The organism is Sphingomonas ginsenosidimutans (assembly GCF_002374835.1).
GTDB classification, from domain to species: domain Bacteria; phylum Pseudomonadota; class Alphaproteobacteria; order Sphingomonadales; family Sphingomonadaceae; genus Sphingomonas; species Sphingomonas ginsenosidimutans.
In genome coordinates, this window is sequence record NZ_NWVD01000001.1 from 313,972 (window position 1) to 337,716 (window position 23,745).

At 69.0% G+C, this 23,745-nt stretch carries 19 protein-coding genes; 13 read left to right on the forward strand and 6 right to left on the reverse strand.

Annotation, left to right across the window (positions count from 1 at the left end):
• Positions 1-3: 3 nt before the first annotated feature.
• From COA17_RS01340 to COA17_RS01350, 3 genes are all read left to right on the forward strand, one after another.
• Positions 4-3,210, forward strand: a complete 3,207-nt coding sequence (locus COA17_RS01340; protein ID WP_096609698.1) for an efflux RND transporter permease subunit — start codon at positions 4-6, stop codon at positions 3,208-3,210.
• Positions 3,197-4,711 carry an efflux transporter outer membrane subunit gene (locus tag COA17_RS01345; RefSeq protein ID WP_096610689.1) on the forward strand — a complete coding sequence of 505 codons (1,515 nt, stop codon included), beginning with the start codon at positions 3,197-3,199 and terminating at the stop codon, positions 4,709-4,711. The genes COA17_RS01340 and COA17_RS01345 overlap by 14 nt, the downstream gene beginning before the upstream one ends.
• A 65-nt stretch (positions 4,712-4,776) precedes the next feature.
• Complete coding sequence (locus COA17_RS01350) at positions 4,777-5,028, forward strand: hypothetical protein (RefSeq protein ID WP_245857336.1); 252 nt, start codon at positions 4,777-4,779, stop codon at positions 5,026-5,028.
• A gap of 282 nt (positions 5,029-5,310) precedes the next feature.
• Here the strand turns inward: COA17_RS01350 and COA17_RS01355 are convergent, their stop codons facing one another.
• The gene (locus tag COA17_RS01355) at positions 5,311-6,630 is read right to left on the reverse strand and encodes an MFS transporter (RefSeq protein ID WP_096609700.1); all 1,320 of its coding nucleotides are present in this window, start codon (positions 6,628-6,630) and stop codon (positions 5,311-5,313) included.
• A 127-nt stretch (positions 6,631-6,757) separates the two neighbouring features.
• Between COA17_RS01355 and cyoA the strand changes: the two genes are divergently transcribed.
• The 7 genes from cyoA to COA17_RS01390 are packed head-to-tail and all read left to right on the forward strand — an operon-like array spanning position 6,758 to position 13,495.
• Positions 6,758-7,897 carry a ubiquinol oxidase subunit II gene (gene cyoA / locus COA17_RS01360; RefSeq protein WP_096609702.1) on the forward strand — a complete coding sequence of 380 codons (1,140 nt, stop codon included), beginning with the start codon at positions 6,758-6,760 and terminating at the stop codon, positions 7,895-7,897.
• Positions 7,898-7,904: 7 nt separating this feature from the next.
• The gene (cyoB, locus tag COA17_RS01365) at positions 7,905-9,905 is read left to right on the forward strand and encodes a cytochrome o ubiquinol oxidase subunit I (protein WP_096610691.1); all 2,001 of its coding nucleotides are present in this window, start codon (positions 7,905-7,907) and stop codon (positions 9,903-9,905) included.
• Positions 9,906-9,909: 4 nt separating this feature from the next.
• Complete coding sequence (gene cyoC / locus COA17_RS01370) at positions 9,910-10,542, forward strand: cytochrome o ubiquinol oxidase subunit III (RefSeq protein ID WP_066491375.1); 633 nt, start codon at positions 9,910-9,912, stop codon at positions 10,540-10,542.
• Positions 10,539-10,976: a cytochrome o ubiquinol oxidase subunit IV gene (gene cyoD / locus COA17_RS01375; RefSeq protein WP_245857338.1), complete on the forward strand. Its 438-nt coding sequence runs from the start codon at positions 10,539-10,541 to the stop codon at positions 10,974-10,976. The genes cyoC and cyoD overlap by 4 nt, the downstream gene beginning before the upstream one ends.
• On the forward strand, positions 10,976-11,680 hold the full coding sequence (locus COA17_RS01380; RefSeq protein WP_176484755.1) for an SURF1 family protein: 705 nt from the start codon (positions 10,976-10,978) through the stop codon (positions 11,678-11,680). Before cyoD ends, COA17_RS01380 begins: the two co-directional genes overlap by 1 nt.
• Entirely contained in the window at positions 11,670-12,956 is a 1,287-nt protein-coding gene (locus COA17_RS01385) for an ATP-binding protein (RefSeq protein WP_096609709.1), read from the forward strand. The genes COA17_RS01380 and COA17_RS01385 overlap by 11 nt, the downstream gene beginning before the upstream one ends.
• A complete protein-coding gene (locus COA17_RS01390) occupies positions 12,953-13,495 on the forward strand; it encodes a response regulator transcription factor (RefSeq protein WP_096609711.1) in 543 nt (180 codons plus the stop codon). Before COA17_RS01385 ends, COA17_RS01390 begins: the two co-directional genes overlap by 4 nt.
• Before the next feature lie 177 nt (positions 13,496-13,672).
• Here COA17_RS01390 and COA17_RS01395 read toward each other — a convergent pair whose 3' ends face one another.
• Positions 13,673-14,947, reverse strand: a complete 1,275-nt coding sequence (locus tag COA17_RS01395) for a cation:proton antiporter (protein ID WP_096609713.1) — start codon at positions 14,945-14,947, stop codon at positions 13,673-13,675.
• A 156-nt stretch (positions 14,948-15,103) separates the two neighbouring features.
• On the opposite strand from COA17_RS01395, the gene COA17_RS01400 reads away from it, so the two are divergent.
• A complete protein-coding gene (locus COA17_RS01400) occupies positions 15,104-15,571 on the forward strand; it encodes a hypothetical protein (protein ID WP_141396996.1) in 468 nt (155 codons plus the stop codon).
• On the opposite strand, the gene COA17_RS01405 is transcribed toward COA17_RS01400, so the two are convergent.
• The 4 genes from COA17_RS01405 to COA17_RS01420 are packed head-to-tail and all read right to left on the reverse strand — an operon-like array spanning position 15,568 to position 21,152.
• Complete coding sequence (locus tag COA17_RS01405; protein WP_096609717.1) at positions 15,568-16,455, reverse strand: DMT family transporter; 888 nt, start codon at positions 16,453-16,455, stop codon at positions 15,568-15,570. The genes COA17_RS01400 and COA17_RS01405 overlap by 4 nt on opposite strands.
• Positions 16,456-16,503: 48 nt before the next feature.
• Complete coding sequence (locus COA17_RS01410; protein ID WP_096609719.1) at positions 16,504-18,354, reverse strand: acetyl/propionyl/methylcrotonyl-CoA carboxylase subunit alpha; 1,851 nt, start codon at positions 18,352-18,354, stop codon at positions 16,504-16,506.
• 4 nt (positions 18,355-18,358) lie between these two features.
• Complete coding sequence (locus COA17_RS01415; protein ID WP_096609721.1) at positions 18,359-19,957, reverse strand: carboxyl transferase domain-containing protein; 1,599 nt, start codon at positions 19,955-19,957, stop codon at positions 18,359-18,361.
• 40 nt (positions 19,958-19,997) lie between these two features.
• The gene (locus tag COA17_RS01420; protein ID WP_096609723.1) at positions 19,998-21,152 is read right to left on the reverse strand and encodes an acyl-CoA dehydrogenase family protein; all 1,155 of its coding nucleotides are present in this window, start codon (positions 21,150-21,152) and stop codon (positions 19,998-20,000) included.
• Positions 21,153-21,236: 84 nt separating this feature from the next.
• On the opposite strand from COA17_RS01420, the gene COA17_RS01425 reads away from it, so the two are divergent.
• Together COA17_RS01425 and COA17_RS01430 are read left to right on the forward strand one after the other, a co-directional pair.
• Positions 21,237-22,085 (forward strand): LysR family transcriptional regulator, encoded by an 849-nt coding sequence (locus COA17_RS01425; RefSeq protein WP_096609725.1) that lies wholly within the window; start codon positions 21,237-21,239, stop codon positions 22,083-22,085.
• 225 nt (positions 22,086-22,310) lie between these two features.
• Positions 22,311-23,708, forward strand: a complete 1,398-nt coding sequence (locus COA17_RS01430) for an amino acid permease (RefSeq protein WP_096609727.1) — start codon at positions 22,311-22,313, stop codon at positions 23,706-23,708.
• The last annotated feature ends 37 nt before the right edge of the window (positions 23,709-23,745 follow it).

The window sequence follows — 23,745 nt, forward strand, 5'->3', positions numbered from 1 at the left end:
CCCATGTCACGCTTTTTCATCGATCGGCCCATCTTCGCATGGGTCATCGCGATCGTGCTCATGCTGGCGGGCGCGATCGCGATCCGCAGCCTGCCGATCGCGCAATTCCCGGAAATCGCGCCGCCCGCGGTGACGATCAACGCCATGTATCCGGGCGCCGATGCCGAAACGCTGGAACGCACGACCACGCAGGTGATCGAGCAGCAGCTGCGCGGGATCGACAACCTGCGCTATTTCTCGTCCTCGTCCTCGTCCTCGGGGACGCTGACGATCACGCTGACGTTCGAACAGGGCACCGACCCGGACATCGCGCAGGTCCAGGTGCAGAACAAGCTGCAGGCCGCCACCCCGCTGCTGCCGCAGGAAGTACAGCGCCAGGGGCTGCAGGTCGCCAAGTCGGCCGCGAACTTCCTGGTCATCGTCGGCATCTATTCCGACGACAATTCGCATAACGCCAACGACCTGGCCGACATGATCGTGTCGAAGTTCCAGGACCCGATCAGCCGCGTCAACGGCGTGGGCGAAATTCAGGTGTTCGGCGCGCAATATGCGATGCGCATCTGGGTCGATCCGCTCAAGCTCAACAGCTACCAGCTGACGATCGCGGACGTTTCCGCCGCGGTGCAGGCGCAGAACGCGCAGGTTTCCGCCGGCCAGATCGGCGGCGAGCCATCGCCCAAGGAGCAGGAGCTGAACGCGACCGTTTCGGTCCAGTCGCGGCTCCAGACGCCCGAGCAGTTCGGCAACATCCGGCTGAAGACCGATGCCGGCGGCGCCGTCGTGCGGCTGCGCGATGTCGCGCGGGTCGAACTGGGCGCCGAGAATTACGGCTTCGACACCAAGTACAACGGCAAATATGCCGCCGGCTTCGGCGTGAAGCTGGCGTCGGGCGCCAACGCCCTTGCCACTGTCGAGGCGGTGAAGGCGCAGGCCGAGCAGATTGCCAGGACGCTGCCGTCCGACGTCAAGCTGGTCTATCCCTACGACACGACGCCGTTCGTGCGCCTGTCGGTGGAACAGGTGATCCACACGCTGGTCGAGGCGGTGGTGCTGGTCTTCCTCGTCATGTTCCTGTTCCTGCAGAACTGGCGCGCGACGTTGATCCCGACGATCGCGGTGCCGGTGGTGCTGCTGGGCACGTTCGCGATCATGGCGGTGGCCGGGTACAGCATCAACACGCTGACGCTGTTCGGCATGGTGCTGGCGATTGGCCTGCTGGTCGACGACGCGATCGTCGTGGTGGAGAATGTCGAGCGGCTGATCGTCACCGAACACCTCAGTCCGAGGGAAGCGGCGCGAAAGTCGATGGACGAGATCAGCAGCGCGCTGATCGGCATCGGCCTGGTGCTGTCCGCGGTGTTCCTGCCGATGGCGTTCTTCGGCGGATCGACCGGCGTCATCTATCGCCAGTTCTCGATCACGATCGTGTCGGCGATGGTCCTGTCGGTCGCGGTCGCGCTGATCCTGACCCCGGCGCTGTGCGCGACGATCCTGAAGCCACACGATCCGGACAAGGGGCAGGGCAACGGGCCGGTCGCGCGGTTCTTCCGCTGGTTCAACGAGAAGTTCGACAACGGCCAGCGCCATTACGAGCGCGGCGTGCGGCGTTCCGCGCGCAGCTGGAAGCGGTCGATGCTGGTGTATCTGCTGATCGTCGCGGGCGTCGCGCTGCTGTTCGTGCGGCTGCCGTCGGGCTTCCTGCCCGATGAGGACCAGGGCACCGTCATCGCGCTGGTGCAGGGGCCGTCGGGGGCGACCAGCGGACGCACCGACAAGGGGCTGGATCTGGTGCGCAACCACTTCCTGGGCGCGGAAAAGGCCAATGTCGCGGGCGTGTTCACGATCAACGGCTTCAGCTTCGCCGGGCAGGGGCAGAACACCGGGCTGGCGTTCATCAACCTGAAGCCGTGGGAGGACCGCTCCGGCGCCGAGAACAAGGCGCAGACGATCGCCGGGCGCGCGATGGGGGCGTTCAGTCAGTACAAGGACGGGATGATCTTCGCGCTGGTCCCGCCCGCGGTGCAGGAACTGGGCAATGCCACCGGCTTCGACCTCCAGCTGGTCGACACCGGCGGGATCGGGCACGAGCGGCTGACCCAGGCGCGCAACATGATGCTGGGCATGGCGATGCAGGACAAGTCGCTGGCGCAGGTGCGCCCGCTGAGCCTGGAGGATGCCCCGCAGCTGAAGGTCAATGTCGACGAGGACAAGGCGCGCGCGCTGGGGCTGGATCTCAGCCAGGTCAACTCGACCATCTCGACAGCCTGGGGCGGCGCCTACGTCAACGACTTCATCGACCGCGGGCGCGTGAAGCGCGTCTATGTGCAGGCCGATACGCCCTATCGCCTGCGACCGGAGGACATCGGGTCGTTCTTCGTCCGCGGCGCGGACGGGCAGATGGTGCCCTATACCGCGTTCACCACCCTGTCCTGGGCCAACGCGCCGGTCGCGCTGACCCGCTACAATGGCCAGCCGGCGATGCAGCTGCAAGGCTCGCCCGCGCCGGGCCAGAGCACGGGTGCGGCGATGAAGGCGATGGAGGCGATCCATGCGAAGCTGCCGCCGGGCACGACGCTGGAATGGACCGGCCTGTCGTATGAAGAGAAACTGTCGGGCGGGCAGGCACCGGCGCTCTACGCCCTGTCGCTGCTGATCGTGTTCCTGTGCCTGGCGGCGCTGTACGAAAGCTGGTCGGTGCCGATCTCGGTGCTGCTGGTGGTGCCGCTGGGCGTGGCGGGTGCGTTGCTGGCGGCGTGGCTGACCGGGCTGAACAACGACATCTATCTGCAGGTCGGCCTGATCACCACAATCGGCGTGGCGGCGAAGAACGCGATCCTGATCGTCGAATTCGCCGAGGAGCGGATTGCCGAGGGGATGAAGCCGTTCGACGCCGCGGTGGAGGCAGCAAAGCTTCGGCTTCGCCCGATCCTGATGACCTCGCTCGCCTTCGTGTTCGGCGTGCTGCCGCTGGCGGTATCGACCGGCGCGGGCGCGGGCGGACAGAATGCGATCGGCCGGTCGGTGGTGGGCGGGATGCTCTCCGCGACGGTGCTGGGCATCTTCCTGGTGCCGGTGTTCTTCGTCGTCGTGCTGCGCCTGTTCGGGCAGGGGCACGAGGCGAAGCGCGACGACGACGATAACAGGCGCGATGCGGATGGTGACGCCGATCCGCATGGCGACGACCCCCGACCGGCTCATGAAGGAGCCTGATGTGACGAGCCGTATTTCCTTCGTGGCGCTGCTGGCGCTGGGCACCGCGCTGGCGGGCTGCAACCTGGCGCCGAAGTATCAGCGCCCCGACGGCGCGGTCCCTGCCGCGCTGCCGCAGGGCGGGGTCTATCCGCGCGCGGCGACCGACGCTCCCGACGTGACGCAGATCGGCTGGCGCGATTTCTTCCTGGACCCGAGGCTCCAGGGGGTGATCGAGCTGGGGCTGGCGAACAACCGCGATCTTCGCATCGCGGCGGCCAATGTGTTGCAGGCGCGCGCGCAATATCGCGTCCAGCGTGCCGATCTGGTCCCCAACACCTCGATCTCCGGCTCGGCGACGTTCACCAACAACCTGTTCGGCGCGACCGGCGGTGCAGGGGCGGGCGCCGGTGCGGGAGCTGGAGCGGGTGCCGGGGCTGGAGCGGGTGCCGGAGCAGGGGCCGGGGGCGCGGCGGTCGGGACCGGATCGTCGAACATCGAATTCTATTCGGTGAACGCCGGTTTTTCCGCGTTCGAGCTGGATCTGTTCGGGCGGGTGCGCAACCTGAACCGTGCGGCGCTGGAAAGCTATTTCGCGTCCGAGGAGGCGCAGCGCGCGACTCGCATCAGCCTGATCGCGGAGATCGCGACCGCGTGGCTGACGCTGGCGTCGGACCAGGAGCAGCTGCAGCTGTCGCGTGATACGCTGAAGGCGTTCGAGGAGACGCAGCGGCTGACCCAGGCGCAATTCCGCGTCGGCGTCGCGTCCGAGCTGGAGGCGCGGCAGGCGGAAACCAATTACCAGTCGGCGCGCAACGATATCGCCGCGCTCCGGACGCGCATCGCGCAGGACCAGAATGCGCTCAACCTGCTGGTCGGCACCACCGTGCCCGCCGAGCAGTTGCCGAGCGGGCTGGGCGATCGCCCGCTGACCCGCGACGCGCTGCCCGGCGACGTGTCGTCCGAGGTGCTGCTGCGCCGTCCCGACGTCCTCCAGGCCGAGCATCAGCTGATCGCGCAGAACGCCAATATCGGCGCGGCGCGCGCGGCGTTCTTCCCGCGCATCTCGCTGACCGCGACGGTCGGGACGATCTCGACCGCGCTGTCCGGCCTGTTCGGCGGGGGATCGTTCACCTACACCGGCGCGCCGTCGCTGGCGCTGCCGCTGTTCGACGGCGGGCGCAATGCCGCGAACCTGGATTATGCCAAGGCGTCGCAGCAGGCAGCGGTCGCCAGTTACGAAAAGGCGATCCAGACCGCGTTCCGCGAAGTGTCCGACGCGCTCGCGACTCGCGGCACGATCGGCGAGCAGGTGGCGGCGCAGGCCGCGCGCGCCAATGCCGCCGGCGTGACGTCGCGGCTGTCGGAAGCGCGCTACCGTGCCGGGGTCGATTCGTTCCTCGTCTCGCTGGATGCGCAGCGTACCGCCTATGCCGCGCGGCAACAGCTGGTGACGACGCGCCTCGCGCAGGCGAGCAACCTGGTGGAGCTGTACCGGCGGCTCGGCGGGGGACTTAACTGATCCATATTGCGTGACGGATCGTTTGGCGTACACTCTCGTTCGCAAAATGAGAGGATGAGCCGATGATGCCGCAAGAGCGCAACGGTGACGAGACGATGGTGATCCTGCAGACATTGCTCTGCATGATGCGGGAAAAGAACCTGCTGTCTCGTGCCGATATCGAGGAGCTGTGCAGCCGGGTGGCGATGCGCGCCGCCCAGGCGGAGCGTGATCCGATTCCCTGCTGTGCGCAGGCGGCGACCGCCGCGGCGAACGAAATGGCGAAGATCGGCGACTACATCGGCAAGCATTACGGCGGGAAGCACCGCCGCATCTGAGCGGGCGCCGGCGTGCAGCACGCCGCGTCCGTCATATCGCAATGTCATGCCGGACTTGATCCGGCATCCCCTGCGTCGCGTGCCCCCAAACCGTTCAAGTCGCGCCGACGTGGACCACGGATCACCGTCAGGCTGACGCCTCTCCGATGAGGAGCGTCGCCAGCCCTTCGAATCCGCTTCGGCGGACGCAGCCGTCTTTCACCCCTCTCCCAACCCGCGCTTGAGGAAACGCGCCGCAGCGATGCGGCGCCTTTCCTGCTTCCGGCCGCCGGGCGGCGCGCCTCAGTCGAGCCGGCGCGCCAGTTCCACGTTCAGCCCCAGCGCGATCAGCGTGCCGAGCGCGCCCGACAGCAGGTACGCCCCTGCCGCGACCAGCCCGAACGCCTCGGTCAGCGCCAGCGCCGCCAGCGGGGCGAAGCCCGCGCCGAACAGCCACGCCAGATCCGACGTCAGCGCCGCCCCGGTATAGCGCGCGCGCTTCGGGAAATTGTTGGTGACCGCGCCCGACGACTGGCCGAACGAAAGGCCTAGCAGGATGAAGCCCATCACCATGAACAGCACCTCGCCCGCGCTGCCCGCGCCCAGCAGCTGCGGCGCGAAGCCGCTGAACACCGCGATTCCGGCGGCGGTATAGCCCAGCACGCTGCGCCGCCCGATCCGGTCCGCCAGCATTCCCGACAGCACGATCGCGCCGATCCCGACGAACCCGCCGGCCATCTCGATCAGCAGGAAGCAGGTGATATCCTCCTGCGTGTACAGCGCGACCCACGACAGCGGGAACACCGTGACCATGTGGAACAGCGCGAAGCTGGCCAGCGGGGCGAAGGCGCCAATGATGATGTTGCGCCACTGCGCCTTGATCGTCGCGGTGACGCGCGATGGCGTCAGTTCGCGGCTCTTGAATGATTCCTCATATTCCGGCGTCACGACGATGCGCAGCCGCGCGAACAGCGCCACGACGTTGAGCGCGAAGGCGACGAAGAACGGATAGCGCCAGCCCCACGACAGGAAATCCTCGCTCGGCAGCAGCGACACGAACGCGAACAGCCCCGACGCCACGATCAGCCCCAGCGGCGCGCCCAGCTGCGGCACCATCGCCCACCAGCCGCGATGCTTTTCGGGCGCGTTGATCGCCAGCAACGAGGGCAGGCCGTCCCACGCGCCGCCCAGCGCGATCCCCTGGCCGATGCGGAACAGCGCCAGCAGCACCGCCGCCAGCCCGCCGATCGTGGCATAGGTGGGCAGGAACGACACCAGCACCGTCGACGTGCCCAGCAGGAACAGCGCGATCGTCAGCTTCGTGCCGCGGCCGTAGCGCCGGTCGATCTTCATGAAGATCTGCGTCCCCACCGGCCGCGCGATGAACGCCAGCGGGAACAGCGCGAACGACCACAAGGTCCCGGTGATCCGGTCGAGATAGGGGAAGACGACCGCCGGGAAGACGAGCACCGAGGCGATCGCATAGACGAAGAAGTCGAAGAATTCCGACGTGCGCCCGATGATGACCCCGATCGCGATGTCGGCGGGGCGGACGTGCGGGTCGCCGTCCGTGTGGAGCGCACGGGCGTCGCGTTCGAGCGATGCGGAGGTCGAGGTGGTCATAGGGCGCTGGCCATGGAAAGGGTTCCGATCGGACGTATTGAACCGCGCAATAGCGTAGCGCGTTCAACGATGGGATGGGACAAAATGTCCTATTCCGCTGCACCGCACAAAAGTCTAGGCGCGCCGCATGATCTTCCGTGTTTCCCATCGCGCCAGGATTCGCGGCGCGCTGCTGGCCGGGGCGCTGACCGCGCTCGGCGGATGCAACACCGTGGTGATGAATCCGGCAGGCGACGTCGCGCGCCAGCAATCGTCGCTGATCGTCTGGTCGACGGTGCTGATGCTGCTCATCATCGTCCCGGTAATGATCCTGACGGTGCTGTTCGCCTGGCGCTATCGCGAGGGAAACAAGGATGCGCCCTACGAGCCGGACTGGGACCATTCGACCCAGCTGGAACTGGTGATCTGGTCGGCACCGCTGCTGATCATCATCGCGCTGGGCGCGCTGACCTGGGTCAGCACCCACCTGCTCGACCCCTATCGCCCGCTCGCGCCCGGTTCGAAGGCCGCGCCCGGCAAGACCACCGCCCCCGCCGCCGCCGCCCCGGCGCCGCTGGTGGTGGAGGTGGTGTCGCTCGACTGGAAATGGCTGTTCATCTATCCCGAACAGGGGGTGGCGACGGTCAATGAACTGGTCGTGCCGGTCGACCGCCCGGTGCGGTTCCAGATGACGTCGTCGAGCGTGATGAACACGCTGTGGATCCCCGCGATGGCGGGCATGATCTATACCATGCCGGGCATGGAGACGGTGCTGCACGGCGTCCTGAACGAGCGCGGGAAATTCCAGGGCCAGTCCGCCAATTACAGCGGCGCGGGCTTTTCGGGGATGCATTTCTGGACCCATTCGGTCAGCCCGTCGCGGTTCGACCAGTGGGTGGCGGGCGTGAAGCGCCAGCCGCGCCGGCTGGACGCGGGCACCTATCTGCAACTGGAGCGGCCGAGCGAGAACGTCCGCCCGATCGGTTTCGGCGCGGTCGACCCGGCGTTGTTCCGCCGCATCGTCGCGATGTGCGTGAAGCCGGGGACGCCGTGCATGCAGGGCATGTCGCATGGCGGCCCGGCGGTGAACGACCGCGCGCCGCGCGCCGGCGAGGCGGAAGGCGCGCTGACCCGCGAGCCGGGCGAGAAGGGCGAAAGTCCGCACCTCAGCGCGCCGCACGGCCCGGCGCATGGCCAGGGCGACCCCGGCGACGCCAGCAACCGCAACATGACGCATCTCGATCATTCTCCCGCGCGCCCGCGCGCCGATGCCCGCCAGCGGGCCTGAGGACACCATGTCGGACGACCTCATCAAGACGATCTTCGGGCGGCTGACGCTCGACAGCTTCCCGATCCACGAACCGATCCTGGTCGGCACCTTCGCGGTCGTCGCGCTGGGCGGCATCGCGCTGCTGGGCGCGCTCACCTATTTCAAGCTGTGGCGCTACCTGTGGACCGAATGGTTCACCAGCGTGGACCACAAGAAGATCGGCATCATGTACATCGTACTGGCGCTGGTCATGCTGTTGCGCGGCTTCGCCGACGCGATCATGATGCGCCTGCAACAGGCGCTCGCCTTCAACGGCAGCGAAGGCTATCTCAACGCGCACCACTACGATCAGGTGTTCACCGCCCACGGCGTCATCATGATCTTCTTCGTGGCGATGCCGTTCGTCACCGGGCTGATGAACTATGTCGTCCCGCTGCAGATCGGCGCGCGCGACGTCAGCTTCCCGTTCCTCAACAATTTCAGCTTCTGGATGACCGTCGCGGGCGCGGTGACGGTGATGGCCAGCCTGTTCGTCGGCGAATTCGCGCGCACCGGCTGGCTGGCGATGGCGCCGCTGTCGGGGCTGGATTATTCGCCCGACGTCGGGGTCGATTACTATATCTGGGCCTTGCAGATCGCGGGCGTCGGCACCTTGCTGTCGGGCGTCAACCTGATCGCGACGATCGTGAAGATGCGCGCGCCGGGGATGGGCCTGATGAAGATGCCGATCTTCACCTGGTCCGCGCTGGTCACTAACGTGCTGATCGTCGCCGCCTTCCCGGTGCTGACCGCGGTGCTGGCGATGCTGAGCCTCGATCGCTACGTCGGCACCAATTTCTTCACGAACACCGGCGGGGGCAACCCGATGATGTACGTGAACATGATCTGGATCTGGGGTCACCCGGAGGTGTACATCCTGATCCTGCCGGCGTTCGGCGTCTTTTCCGAGGTCGTCTCGACCTTCTCGGGCAAGCGGCTGTTCGGCTATACCTCGATGGTCTATGCGCTGATCGTCATCTGCATCCTGTCGTACCTGGTGTGGCTGCACCATTTCTTCACGATGGGATCGGGCGCCAGCGTCAACAGCTTCTTCGGCATCACCACGATGATCATCTCGATCCCCACGGGGGCGAAGATCTTCAACTGGCTGTTCACGATGTACCGCGGGCGCATCCGCTTCGAGCTGCCGATGATGTGGTCGATCGCGTTCATGCTGACGTTCGTGATCGGCGGGATGACCGGCGTGATGCTGGCCGTGCCGCCCGCCGACTTCCAGTTCCACAACTCGCTGTTCCTGGTGGCGCATTTCCACAACGTCATCATCGGCGGCGTGCTGTTCGGGATGTTCGCAGGCGTCAATTACTGGTGGCCCAAGGCGTTCGGGTTCAAGCTGGACAAGTTCTGGGGCACGATCAGCTTCTGGTGCTGGGTGGTCGGCTTCTGGGTCGCGTTCACGCCGCTCTACATCCTGGGCCTGATGGGCGTCACCCGCCGGCTGCGCGTGTTCGACGACCCCAGCCTGCACATCTGGTTCATTATCGCCGGCATCGGCGCGGCGATCATCGCCGCCGGGATCGGCGCGATGCTGATGCAATTCTACGTCAGCATCCGCGACCGCGAGAAGCTGCGCGACGTCACGGGCGACCCGTGGAACGCGCGCACGCTGGAATGGGCGACGTCCTCGCCCCCGCCGGCCTATAATTTCGCGTTCACCCCGGTGATCCACGATCTGGACGCCTGGCACGACATGAAGGCGAAGAAGGCCGCGCGCCCGACCGAAGGGTTCCGCGCGATCCACATGCCGAAGAATACCGGCGCGGGGGTGATCCTGGCCGGGCTGGCGCTGGTCTTCGGCCTGGCGATGATCTGGTACATCTGGTGGCTGGCGGCGGTGGCGTTCGTCGCGCTGCTGGCGGTCGCGATCGGGCATACGTTCAACTACGACCGCGATTTCCACATCCCGGTCGAGGACGTGATCGCGTCCGAGGACATTCGCACCCGCCAGCTCCAGACCGCGGAAGTATAAGACGATGGCGACCACCACCCCCACCGCCGCGGCCGGCGAGCCGCCGGCCTATTACGAGCTGGACGAGCATCCGCACCCGCCGGGCGGCAGCACGATGCTGGGCTTCTGGCTGTACCTGATGAGCGACTGCCTCATCTTCGCGATGCTGTTCGCGGCCTATGGCGTGTACGGCGGCAGCCTGGCGGGCGGGCCCGGCCCGCGCGAGCTGTTCGACCTGCCGCTGGTCGCGATCAACACCACGATGCTGCTGCTGTCGTCGATCACCTATGGCTTCGCGATGATCGCCACGGACGAGAAGCGCCAGTCGGCGGTCCTCGGCTGGCTGGGGGTGACCGCGCTGTTCGGCCTCGCCTTCCTCGCGATCGAGCTGTACGAATTCAGCCATCTGATCCACGAAGGGGCCGGGCCGCAGCGGTCGGCGTTCCTGTCCGCGTTCTTCACGCTTGTCGGCACGCACGGGCTGCACGTCACCTTCGGCCTGATCTGGCTGGCGGTGCTGGTGGTGCAGGTAATGCGCCGCGGGCTGATCGCCGATAACGTCCGCCGGCTGCAATGCCTGTCGATGTTCTGGCACTTCCTCGACGTCGTCTGGATCGGCGTCTTCACCTTCGTCTACCTGCTGGGAGTGCTGCGGTGAGCACGCACGACAATCCGCCCGTCCACAGCCATGAACATGGGCATGACCATGGGCGTGACCACGGCCATGGCCATCACGCGCACGACAATCATGGCGGCGCGGCGCACGGCACGCGCAAGGGCTATTGGACCGGCTTCATCCTGTCGGTGCTGCTGACCGCGCCGGCGTTCGCGCTGGTGATGACCGGGGTGATCGCCGACGCGCGGATCACCGCCGGGATCGTCACCGCGCTGGCGGCGGTGCAGATCGTCGTCCACATGGTCTACTTCCTGCACATGAACAGCAAGTCGGAGAACGGCTGGACGCTGCTGGCGCTGATCTTCACCGTCATCATCGTGGTGATCGCGATCGCCGGGTCGCTGTGGGTGATGTACAACATGAACGTGAACATGATGCCCGGCATGCATATGGAGATGACGAGCGGCGGCATGTGATGCGCGCGCGCATTCCGCTGGGGCTGGGCGCGCTGCTGGCGGCGGCGCTGCTCGCCGCGCTGGGGGTGTGGCAGGTCGAGCGGCGCGCGTGGAAGCTGGCGCTGATCGCGCGCGTCGATGCGCGGCTGGCGGCGGAGCCGGTGCCTGCGCCGGGGCCGGAGCGCTGGAGCGCGATCGGTGCGGACGATGCCTATACCCGCGTCACCGTGCGGGGCCGCTGGCTGCCGGTACGCTCCGCCTATGCGCAGGCGGTGACCGATCTGGGACCCGGCTTCTGGGTGGTCGCGCCGGTCGACACGGGCACCGGCATCGTCATGGTCAACCGCGGATTCGTCGCTGCCGCGCAGCGCGGCCGCGAGCGCGCGGCGAGCGGCGCCGCTTCGGTCGCCGGGCTGCTGCGCGTCAGCGAACCGGGCGGCGGCTTCCTGCGCCGCAACGATCCCGCAGGCGACCGCTGGTATTCGCGCGACGTCGCGGCGATCGCGCGAGCGCGCGGGCTGTCGCGCCCGGTCGCCCCCTATTTCGTCGATGCCGACGCCGGCCCGCAGGGGGGCGGGCCGGACGGCTGGCCACGTGGCGGGTTGACGGTGGTGCGATTCCGCAACAGCCATCTGACCTATGCGGTCACCTGGTTCACGCTGAGCGCAATGATGGCGTATTTCGCCTGGCGGATCATCCGCGCCGGACCAGCGCGTGACGACTGAGCGCGTCGCGGAGGCGCCGCCGGTCGACGAGACGCGGCGCCGCAACGTCCGGCTGCTGTCGGTGCTGCGCTGGCTGGCGGTCGGCGGGCAGCTGGCGACGATCCTGACCGTCCGTTTCGTGATCGGCGTGCAGCTGCCGCTCGTCCCGATGCTGGCGGCGCTGGCGGCGCTGGTCGCGCTCAACATTGCGGTGCTGGCATGGGAGCGGATCGGCGAGGACCAGCTGTTCGCCATGCTGCTGGTCGACGTCACCTGCCTGACGATCCAGCTGTACCTGAGCGGCGGGGTCGGCAATCCGTTCGTGACACTGTACCTGCTCCAGGTGGTGCTGGCCGCGGTGCTGCTGCCGCCGTGGTCCAGCTGGGCGATGGTGGCGATCACCAGCGCGCTGTTCGCCTGGCTCGGCTGGGCCGCGCCGCCCTTCGCGCTGCCGGCGGGCTGGGGATCGACGCTGTCGGTCCCCTATGTCGTGGTCAGCTGGTTCAACTTCACGCTCGCCGCGATGCTGCTGGTGCAGTTCGTGACGCAGATCGTGCGCAACCTGTCCGAACGCGATGCGCGGCTGGCGGCACTGCGCCAGCGCGCGGCGGAGGAGGAGCATATCGTGCGCATGGGCCTGCTGGCCAGCGGGGCGGCGCACGAACTGGGCACGCCGCTCGCCTCGATCGCGGTGATGCTGGGGGACTGGCGCGCCGAACCGGCGATCGCGCGCGATCCCGCGCTGCTCGCCGACCTCGACGACATGCGCGCCGAGGTGATGCGCTGCAAGAACATCCTGTCGGGGATCCTGCTGGCATCGGGCGAGGTGCGCGGCCACGCGCCCGCGCGCACGACGGCGCGCACCTTCCTGTCCGGGATCGTCGCCGACTGGCGCGGCAACGGCGCGGCGCAGGCCGAATACGACCACCTGATGAGCGGCGACCCGCGGATCGTCGCGGACAAGGCGCTGGCGCAGACGATCACCAACCTGCTCGACAATGCCGCGGAAGCGGGGGCGACCGCGATCCGGCTGTGCGCGGCGATCGACGGCGACCGGCTGGTGCTGGCGGTGCGCGACGACGGCGCGGGGTTCGACCCCGCTATTCTCGACGGGATCGGCAAACCCTATCTCAGCACCAAGGACCGGCGCGGCGCCGGGCTGGGGCTGTTCCTGGCCACCAATGTCCTGCGCACGCTGGGCGGCACGGTTTCGGCACGCAACCGCCCGTCCGGCGGCAGCGAAGTGACACTGGTGCTGCCGCTGGCGTCGCTGGCGATCGGGGAGGACGGCGGATGAGCGACGGCAACGCGCAGCGGCGACTGCTCATCATCGAGGACGATGCGATGTTCGCGCGCACGCTGGCGCGCTCGTTCGAGCGGCGCGGCTATCGCGTTACCGCCATCGCCGGCCCGGCCGAGCTGGAGACGGCGGTGGTCGCGCTGCGCCCCGACCATGCGGTGGTCGACCTGCGACTCGGCAACGCCTCCGGCCTGACCTGTGTGGAGCGGCTGCACGCGATCGACCCGGCGATGCGGATCGTCGTGCTGACCGGCTTCGCCAGCATCGCCACCGCGGTGGAGGCGGTGAAGCTGGGCGCGACCAACTATCTGTCGAAGCCCGCCAATTCCGACGATATCGAGGCCGCGTTCGAGGCATCGGGCACCGGCGACGCCAGCGTCGAGCTGGACGCCGCGCCCACATCGCTGCGCACGCTGGAATGGGAACATATCCACCAGACGCTGGCGGACTGCGGCTTCAACGTGTCGGAAGCGGCGCGCCGGCTGGGGATGCACCGCCGCACGCTGGCCCGCAAGCTGGGCAAGCGGCACCTGTAGCGTCCTAGCGTCGCCCCAGCGCAGACTCTCGTCGCGCCAGCGTAGACGCCTGTCGCCCCGGCCTGGGCTCACGTCGCCCCAGCGAAGGCTGGGGCCTTTTGCGGCTCCTGCATGCTCCCTTGCCGGGAGATCCCAGCCTTCGCTGGGATGACGATCGGTCGGGACGGCGCCCTCGCGTTAGGCCTGCGCGCCGTCCAGCGCCGCCAGGTCGCCGCGCGCGCGGGCGCGGCGGCCATAGGCGAGTTCGAACAGCGGCGAGGCGATCAGTGTCGTCAGGATCGCCATCATCACCAGGATGGCGAACAGCGCCGGGCCGATGATCCCGCGTTGCAACCCGATGTTGATGATGATGAGCTCCATCAGCCCGCGCGCGTTCATCAGCGCGCCGATGCCCAATGCGGTCGCATTGTCCTGTCCGGTCAGCCGCGCCGCCGCCCAGCATGCGCCGCCCTTCGCCAGCACCGATGCGGCGAAGATCGCCAGTGCCACCGCCAGCAGCGCCGGATCGGCGATCAGCGCCAGCTGCGTGTTGAGGCCGGAGAAGGTAAAGAACACCGGCAGCAGCAGCAGCACCGTCACCGGCTCCAGTTGCTGACGCAACCCGTCGGCGAAGGCACCGCGCGGCATCACCACGCCCAGCAGGAAGCCGCCGAACACCGCATGCATCCCCACCGCGTCCATCGCGAAGGCGGCAAGCAGAAACAGCATCAGCGCGACGCCCAGGTCGCCGTGCGACACGCGCCCGGTCCGCGCGCCGCGCCGGCCGAGCGGCGCCAGCAACCGCGGGCCGAGACCCAGCACGACCACCGCGAACACGATCGCGCCGCCGATCGCCTTCACCGCCACCGCCGGCCCGTCGCCGAACGTCGCCAGCACGATCGCCAGTACCGTCCAGGCGCCCGCATCGTCGATCGCCCCCGACGACAGCGACAGCGTACCCAGCGGCGTGTCCGACAGCCCGCGTTCGTGGATAATCCGCGCCAGCATCGGGAAGGCGGTGATCGCGATGCACGCGCCCAGGAACAGCGTCGCCTGCACCGGCGTCAGCTGCGCGCTGAACAGGCCGGGCACGGTGCGCAGCCACGGCGCGATCGCGGCGGCGACCAGGAACGGTGCGACCATCCCCGACAGCGACACCGCCGCGGCGCTGCGCGCGCTCGCCCGGAAATGATCGGCGCGAAAGCCCAGCCCGACGATGAACATGTACAGGCCGACGCCCAGCTGCGCGATCGCGTAGAGCAGCCCGCGCATCTCGCGCGGGAACAGCCATTCCTGCACGCCCGGCGCCAGCAGCCCGAGCAGCGACGGACCGAGCACGACGCCCGCGATCATCTCCCCCACCACCTGCGGCTGTCCCAGCAGCCGGCGCGCGAGCCAGCCGACGCCGCGCGCGGCCGCGACGATCGCGAACAATTGCAGGAAGAACAGCACGCTCATCTGCGCCGGCGCCATGCGATCTTCCCCTGCTTGCCGCTTCGCCGTCCGCCCCCGCGACCGGTGGCGGCCGCCCTAGTGGTTTGCGGGCGACGGCTCAAGCGGCTGTTTACGTGGCCATAACCCCTGGGGCGTTACGCCGCCTTTCATGACGCGGCGAACCGGGGAATGAATGTGACGACGCTGGTGGCGACGCTGTACTGTCATGAAGCGCGCGGCGGCGCGCGCCATGCGGTGGCGCTGGGGGGGACGCTTCGCGACCCGGTGCGCGCGCCGCACGACGTGCTGGTCAGCGAGGTATCGGCGACCGGTTTCCGCATCCCCGCGACGGTTGCGCTGGCGCCGGGCGATTCGATCACCCTGGGGCTGGCCGGCATCGGCGCGCGCGCGGCGCGGATCGTGCGCGAGGATGCCGGCGGCCAATATGGCTGCGCCTTCGTCAGCCCGCTGGACGACGCGGAACTGGCCGCGCTGCTCGCCCCGCCCGCCGACCCCGTGGTGCGCTGGCCGATCCCCGCGCCGCCGCCTGCGGAAACCTCGATCGGCGACGGCGTGCAGGGGACGCGCGCGCTGCTGCTGACGATCGCGGCATGCCTGGCGGGGTGGATCGCGACGATCTGGGCCGCGTTCCGGCTGTTCTAGGGCCGCTCGCTCATCACCAGCACTTCGGTGGCGCGCTTGCGGCGCAGCGCGACGATCAGCACCCCGCCCAGCGCCAGCGCCGCCCCCGCGATCATCCGCGCGTCGAGGCGATCGCCGGTCAGCGCGACGCCGAACGCCATCGTCGACAGCGGCGTCATCAGCGTCAGCGGCGCGATCAGGTTCGCTTCGTAGCGGGCGATCAGCCCGTAATAAGCGGTGTGTGCGAACACCGACACCAGCAGCGCGGCGAACAGCAGCGCGGCGACGAACGGCCAGCCCGCCGCGACTGAACTGCTCCACTGGCCCGTTTCGAACGCCGCCGACGCCAGCGCCAGCGGCGCGCACGAGGTGAGGCCGACCCACGCCTGGAACCGCAGCGGCGGCACGTCGGTCATCTGCTTCATCAGGATCGCGCCCAGCGACCCGGCAAAGGCGCAGGCGACGATATAGAGCAGCCCGCCCGAGATCGCGATGCCGCCCGGCCGCCACACCACCAGCAGCACCCCCGCCAGCGTCAGCGCGATCCCCAGCCCGCGCCGCCAGTGGATGCGTTCGTTCAGGATCACCACCGACAGCAATGTCGTGAACGGCACGCCGATCTGCACCACCACGGCGGCGGCGGAGGGGGAGGCGGTCTGCAACCCCAGGAACAGCAGCGCGAAATTGCCGCCGCCCATCAACAGCCCGATCGCGACGATCCGCCATGCCGGGCGCGGCATCGGCAACAGCCAGCGCGCGGTCGCGGCGACCACGATCGCGAAGCGCGCCGCGGCGAAGAACAGTGGCGGCACCTGCCAGTCGCTGACCACGATCTTGCTGACGACGTTGCTGAACCCCCAGATGAGGCACACCGCCACCAGCAACAGGAAGTCGCGCACCCGCATGCCGCTGCCTTGGGCGGGCGGCGGCGGTAACGCAAGCGTCGGCGCGGGTCAGTCGGCGTCGATCCGCGCCAGCAACGCCCCCTCGGTCACCTGCGCGCCGGTGGTGGCGTGGAGCGCCGCCAGCGTGCCGTCGAACGGCGCGGTCAGCGCATGCTCCATCTTCATCGCTTCCAGCACCAGCAGCTTCTGCCCGCGCACGACTCGCGCGCCAGTCTCCACCTCGACCGCGATCACGCGCCCCGGCATCGGCGCCAGGATCGCCCCATCGGCCGCGCCGCCGGCCGCACCGCCCGCGGCGCGGAACGGCGCCAGCGCCCAGGTCTGCCCGCCTTCGGAGATCAGGATGCTGGTATCGACCGCTTCGTCCGCGACGGGCGCATCGCCGAAGTCGATCGCGATCGGCTGCCCGTCGAGCAGGAACGTGCCCGCCCGGCGCGGCGCGGCGTTGAGGCGGAAGCCGGGCAGGAAGGCGGGGCCGGTCAGCTCCGCCGCGGCGGCGACCAGCGCTTCCTCGCTCGGCTCGGCGGGCGGCATCAGCGCATCGCCCGCGCGCGCGATCAGCCCGGTGTCCATCGCCCCGGCGACGAAATCGGGATGGTCCAGCGCCTCCACCAGGAAGCCGGCGTTGCTGCGCACCGGCCACACGATCGCCTCGTCCAGCGCATCCGCCAGCCGCGCGCGCGCTTCCTCGCGCGTGTCGCCATGCGCGATCAGCTTGGCGATCATCGGGTCGTACCAGGGCGAGATGACGCTGCCCTGTTCCACCCCGGTATCGACGCGCACGCCGGTGTCCGCGGAATCGCCCAGGTCGAACGCCTCCAGCGTGCCGATCGACGGCAGGAAGCCCTTCGCCGGATCCTCGGCATACAGCCGCGCCTCGATCGCATGGCCGTGGATCGACAGGTCGTCCTGCGTGACCGGCAGCGGCTCGCCCGCCGCGACGCGCAACTGCCATTCGACCAGATCGACCCCGGTGATCGCCTCGGTCACGGGATGCTCCACCTGCAACCGCGTGTTCATCTCCATGAACCAGATGCGGTCGGCCGACAGGCCGTCGCTGGCGTCGGCGATGAACTCGATCGTTCCCGCGCCGACGTAATCGACCGCGCGCGCGGCGCGCACCGCCGCGTCGCACACCGCGGCGCGCGTCGCCTCGTCCATGCCGGGGGCGGGCGCCTCCTCGATCACCTTCTGGTGACGGCGCTGGAGCGAACAGTCGCGCTCGAACAGGTGGACGACGTTGCCGTGGCGGTCGCCGAACACCTGCACCTCGATATGGCGGGGCGACAGGATGTACTTTTCGATCAGTACGCGATCGTCGCCGAACGCCGCAGCCGCCTCGCGGCGGCAAGAAGCGAGCGCATCGGCGAAGGCGGCGGCCTCATCGACCTGCCGCATCCCCTTGCCGCCGCCGCCGGCCACCGCCTTGATGAGCACCGGATAGCCGATCGCGTCCGCTTCGGCCGCCAGCCGCCCAGGCGACTGGTCCTCGCCCAGATAGCCGGGGGTGACGGGCACGCCGGCGGCGATCATCCGCGCCTTGGCCGCATCCTTCAGCCCCATCGCGCGGATGCTGTCGGGGTTCGGGCCGACCCAGATCAGCCCGGCGTCGATGACGGCCTGCGCGAAGTCGGCATTTTCGCTGAGGAAGCCGTAGCCGGGGTGGATCGCCTGCGCACCCGTCTCGCGCGCGGCGGCCAGGATGCGTTCGGGCAGCAGATAGCTGTCGCGCGCCGGCGCCGGGCCGATCGCCACCGCCTCGTCCGCCTCGCGCACATGCAGCGCGGCGGCGTCGGCCTCGGAATGGACCGCGACGGTGCGGATGCCCATCGCACGCGCGGTGCGGATGATACGGCAGGCGATCTCGCCGCGGTTGGCGATGAGCAGGGTGTGAATCATCGCATTACATCCGAAAAATGCCGAAGCGCGGCGCGTCGGGGATCGGGGCGTTCGTCGCGACGCGCAGCGCCATGCCCAGGACGTCGCGGGTCTGCGCCGGGTCGATCACGCCGTCGTCCCACAGTCGCGCGGTCGCGTGATAGGGGTTGCCCTCCTCCTCATATTTGGCGCGGACCGGCGCCTTGAAGGTTTCGGCTTCGTCCGGCGTCCAGCGGTCGGCGTCGCGGTGGACGGTGGCCAGCACGCTGGCGGCTTGTTCCCCGCCCATCACGCTGATCCGCGCATTGGGCCAGGTGAACAGGAAGCGCGGGGAATAGGCGCGCCCGCACATGCCGTAGTTGCCCGCGCCGAAACTGCCGCCGATCAGCACCGTCAGCTTCGGGACCGAGGCGGTGGCGACCGCGGTGACCAGCTTGGCGCCGTGCTTGGCGATCCCCTCCGCCTCATATTTCCCGCCGACCATGAAGCCGGAGATGTTCTGGAGGAACAGCAGCGGGACGCGCCGCTGGCACGCCAGTTCGATGAAATGCGCGCCCTTCTGCGCGCTTTCGCTGAACAGCACGCCGTTGTTGGCGAGGATCGCGACCGGCTGGCCGTGAATCGCCGCGAAGCCGCAGACCAGCGAGGCGCCGTACAGCGCCTTGAATTCGTGGAAGCGGCTGCCGTCGACCAGCCGCGCGATCACCTCATGCACGTCATAGGGCGCGCGCACGTCCTGCGGCACGATGCCATACAGGTCGTCGGCGGGCAGCAGCGGCGGCGCGCCCTCCGGCAGCACGCCGTCCGACAGGCCGGGGGGCAGGGTGGCGACGATGTCCCGCACGATCGTCAGCGCGTGCTCGTCGTCCTGCGCGACATGATCGACCACCCCAGAACGGCGCCCGTGGGTTTCCGCGCCACCCAGTTCCTCGGGGGAAATGACCTCGCCCGTAGCCGCCTTCACCAGCGGCGGCCCGGCGAGGAAGATCGTACCCTGTTCGCGCACGATCACGGTTTCGTCGGACATGGCGGGGACATAGGCGCCGCCCGCGGTGCAGCTGCCCATCACGCAGGCGATCTGCGGGATGCCCAGCGCCGACATGTTCGCCTGGTTGAAGAAGATGCGGCCGAAATGGTCGCGGTCCGGGAACACCTCCGCCTGGTGCGGCAGGTTGGCACCGCCCGAATCGACCAGATAGATGCACGGCAGGCGGTTTTCCTGCGCGATCTCCTGCGCGCGCAGATGCTTCTTCACGGTCAGCGGATAATAGGTGCCGCCCTTCACCGTGGCATCGTTGCACACGATCATCACCAGCCGCCCGCTCACAGTACCGACGCCTGCGATCATGCCTGCGCCGGGTACCTCGTCATCGTAGAGGCCGTTCGCGGCGAGCTGCCCGATCTCCAGGAAGGCGGTGCCGGGATCGAGCAGCCGTTCGACGCGCTCGCGCGGCAGCAGCTTGCCGCGCGCGACATGCCGCTCGCGGCTCTTCGCGTTGCCGCCCAGCGCGGCGGCGGCAACACGCTCGCGCAGGTCGGCGGCCAGCGCGCGGTTGTGCGCGTCATTGGCGCGGAACGTCGCGTCGTCGCGCGACAGCGCTGTGGTGAGGGTGGGGGCGGTCATCACATCCTCCCCGTGCCGGGGAAGATATGCGTCGTCGTCGTCATGCCGCCGCTCCGATCAGTTCGCGCCCGATCAGCATCCGGCGGATCTCGTTCGTCCCCGCGCCGATATCCAGCAGCTTGGCGTCGCGCAGATAGCGTTCGACCGGCCAGTCCTTGGTATAGCCGGCACCGCCCAGCGCCTGCACCGCCTCGCCCGCGACGCGAAAGGCGTTTTCACTGGCGTAGAGGATTGCGCCGGCCGCATCGAAGCGCGTCGTGCGGCCGGCGTCGCACGCCTGCGCCACCGCATAGACATAGGCGCGCGCCGAATTGAGCGCGACGTACATGTCGGCGACCTTGGCCTGCATCAGCTGGAAATGGCCGATCGGCACGCCGAACTGCTGGCGTTCGCGCACATAGGGCAGGACGGTGTCGAGGCACGCCTGCATGATCCCCAGCTGGATGCCCGCCAGCACGGTGCGCTCGTAATCCAGCCCGCTCATCAGCACGCCGACCCCGCCGTTCTCCGGCCCCATCACGTTGGCGGCCGGCACCTCGCAATCGGTGAACACCAGTTCCGCGGTGGGGCTGCCGCGCATCCCCATCTTGTCGATCTTCTGCCCGATCGAAAAGCCCGGCATGTCCTTTTCGATCAGGAACGTCGTCAGCCCGCGGCTGCCCTCCCCGGTGCGGGCATAGACGACCAGCACATCGGCATAAGGCGCGTTGGTGATCCAGAACTTCGTGCCGTTCAGCACCCAGCCGGCATCGGTCCGCTCCGCCTTCAGCTTCATCGACACGACGTCGGAACCGGCCGACGCCTCCGACATCGCCAGGCTGCCGACATGCGCACCGCTGATCAGGCGGGGGAGGTACTTGGCCTTCTGCTCCGGGCTGGCCCAGCGGCGGATCTGGTTGACGCACAGGTTGGAATGCGCGCCATAGCTGAGCCCGATCGACGCGGAGGCGCGCGCGATCTCCTCCTGCGCGACGACATGTTCGAGATAGCCCAGACCCAGCCCGCCGTCGGCTTCCTCCACGGTGATGCCGTGCAGCCCCAGTTCGCCCATCGCCGGCCACAATTCGTCGCGCGGGAACCAGTCCTGCGCGTCGATCCGCGCCGCCAGCGGGGCGATCCGCTCCTCGGCGAAGCGCCGCGTGGTGTCACGGATCATCTGCGCGTTCTCGCCCAGCGCGAAATCGAGGCCGTTCATGCGTCTCTCCTTTGGGGGCATCCTATCGGCGGCGCGCGCGACAGTAAAATTGCCGCGACACGCGCCAAACGATAGACGGCGTCTATGCTTGACCGTGCGCTGCTGCGTTATTTCCTGGCCGTCGTCGATCACGGCAGCTTCACCCGCGCCGCCGCCGCGTGCCGGGTGACGCAGCCGACGCTGTCGGCGGGGATTGCGAGGCTGGAAGTGTTGCTGGGCGAGCCGGTGCTGACGCGCACCAGCCGCCGGGTCGAACTGACCGCTGCGGGCAGCCGGCTGGTCGGCGCGGCGCGGCGGATCGAGGCGGAGTTCGCGCGCGCGGAGGGCGGCGGGGTGGCCAGCGCGCCCACCCGTCTGATCCGCATCGGCATCGTCTCCACGCTGCCGGCCGCGCTGGTCGGCGCAGCGGTGGCGCACGCGGTCGCGGCGGCGCCGGACGAGCGGCTGGAGGTGGTGGAGGGACGCGACCGCGAACTGGCCGCCGCGCTGGAGCGCGGGCGCATCGACGCGGTGATCGGTCCCGATGCGGCCGGCACGCCCTTGTTCGAGGAGGGCTATCGCGTGGCGATGGCCGCCGCGCATCCGCTGGCGGGCGAAGCGGCGGTCGCGGCCGAACGGATCGCGGGCGAACCGATGATCGTGCGCCGGCATTGCGAGGCGCTGAGCGAGGTCAGCCGCCATTTCACCAGCCGCGGCGTGCGCCCGTTCATGGCCGCGCGCACCACCAACGACGACCGCGCCCTGGCGCTGGTCGCGGCCGGGCTGGCGGTGACGGTGATGCCGGAATGCTTCGCGTGCGACGGCGTGGCGCTGGTGCCGCTGGAGGGCTTCGCGCGGCGGCGCGTGATCGGGCTGGCGACCGCCGCGGATTCGGCGCGGCGGGTGGCCGAAAGCCGGGCGGTCGCGGTGCTGGCGGCGGCGCTGCGGGGATAGGATAGGACAGACCGTGGCAGGCCCCGGCCTTCGTTGGGGCGACGCTCCCCTCCGTCATCCCAGCGAAGGCTGGGATCTCTGCGGGGAACAAGCGACGGCCGGCGCCATCAACAGACCCCTGCCTGCGCAGGGGCGACGGTATCGGCTTAGGCGACCCGCTCACGCTGGATGGTGACGCCGCGCGGTTCCCCGCCTACACGTAACACAAGAAACCAAGGGGATGAGATGAGCCTGTTGCGCAGGAAGCCGATCGCGGTCGATCACAAGGGCGGGACCGAACTGGCGCGGACGCTGTCGTGGCCGCATCTGGTCGCGCTGGGGATCGGGGCGATCGTCGGCACCGGCATCCTGACGCTGATCGGGGTTGGCGCCGACCGCGCCGGGCCGGCGGTGATCCTGTCGTTCGTGATCGCGGGCGCGATCTGCGCGTGTGCGGCGCTCGCCTATGCCGAAATGGCGACGATGATCCCGGCATCGGGCAGCGCCTATACCTACAGCTATGTCGCACTGGGGGAGGTGATCGCCTGGGTGATCGGCTGGTCGCTGATCCTCGAATACTCGCTGGTGGTGTCGACCGTGGCGGTCGGCTGGTCGGGCTATGCCTCCGCGCTGCTGACGCCATGGGGCTTTCCGGTCGCGCTGACGCAGGGGCCGGAACTGGGCGGGCTGATCAACGTGCCGGCGGTGTTCATCATCGCGGTGGTCGCCGAGCTGCTGATGCTGGGGACGAAGGAAAGCGCGACGCTGAACGCGGTGCTGGTGGCGGTGAAGCTGGTCGCGCTGGCGGTGTTCGTCGCGGTCGCGCTGCCGCATTTCGACGCGGCGAACCTGACGCCGTTCATGCCGAACGGTTTCGCCAAATCGGTGTCGCCCGACGGCGCGGAGCGCGGCGTGATGGCGGCGGCGGCGATCATCTTCTTCGCCTTCTACGGCTTCGATGCGATATCGACCGCGGCGGAGGAGACGAAGAACCCCGGCCGCGACCTGGCGATCGGGATCGTCGGGTCGATGATCGGGTGCGTGGTGATCTACATGGGCGTCGCGATCACGGCGGTCGGCGCGCTGCGCTACACCGCCTTTGCCGACAGCCCGGAGCCGCTGGCGCTGATCCTGCGCGGGATCGGGCGGCCGGGCTTCGCGACCTTCCTGGCGGCCAGCGCGGTGATCGCGCTGCCGACGGTGCTGCTGGGCTTCCTGTTCGGGCAGAGCCGCATCTTCTTCGTGATGGCGCGCGACGGGCTGCTGCCCGCCTCGCTGGCGAAGGTGTCGCGGCGCGGCACGCCGGTGCGGATCACGATCCTGACCGCGATGCTGGTGGCGGTCATCGCCGGGGTGATGCCGATCGACGCGATCGCCGCGCTCGCCAACGCCGGCACGCTGGCGGCGTTCGTCGCGGTATGCGTCGCGATGCTGGTGATGCGCCGCCGCGAACCCGACGCGCCGCGCACCTTCCGCACCCCCGCCGCGCCGCTGGTCGGCACGATCGGCATCGCGGGATGCGTCTACCTGTTCTTCAGCCTGCCGACGACGACGCAGCTGTACTTCGTGCTGTGGAACGCCGCCGGGCTGGCGGTGTACTTCCTGTGGGGCCGCAAGCGCGCCGGGGCGGCACTGGCGGGCTAGGCTGGTTGGCCGCTACGTCGTCACCCCAGCGAAGGCT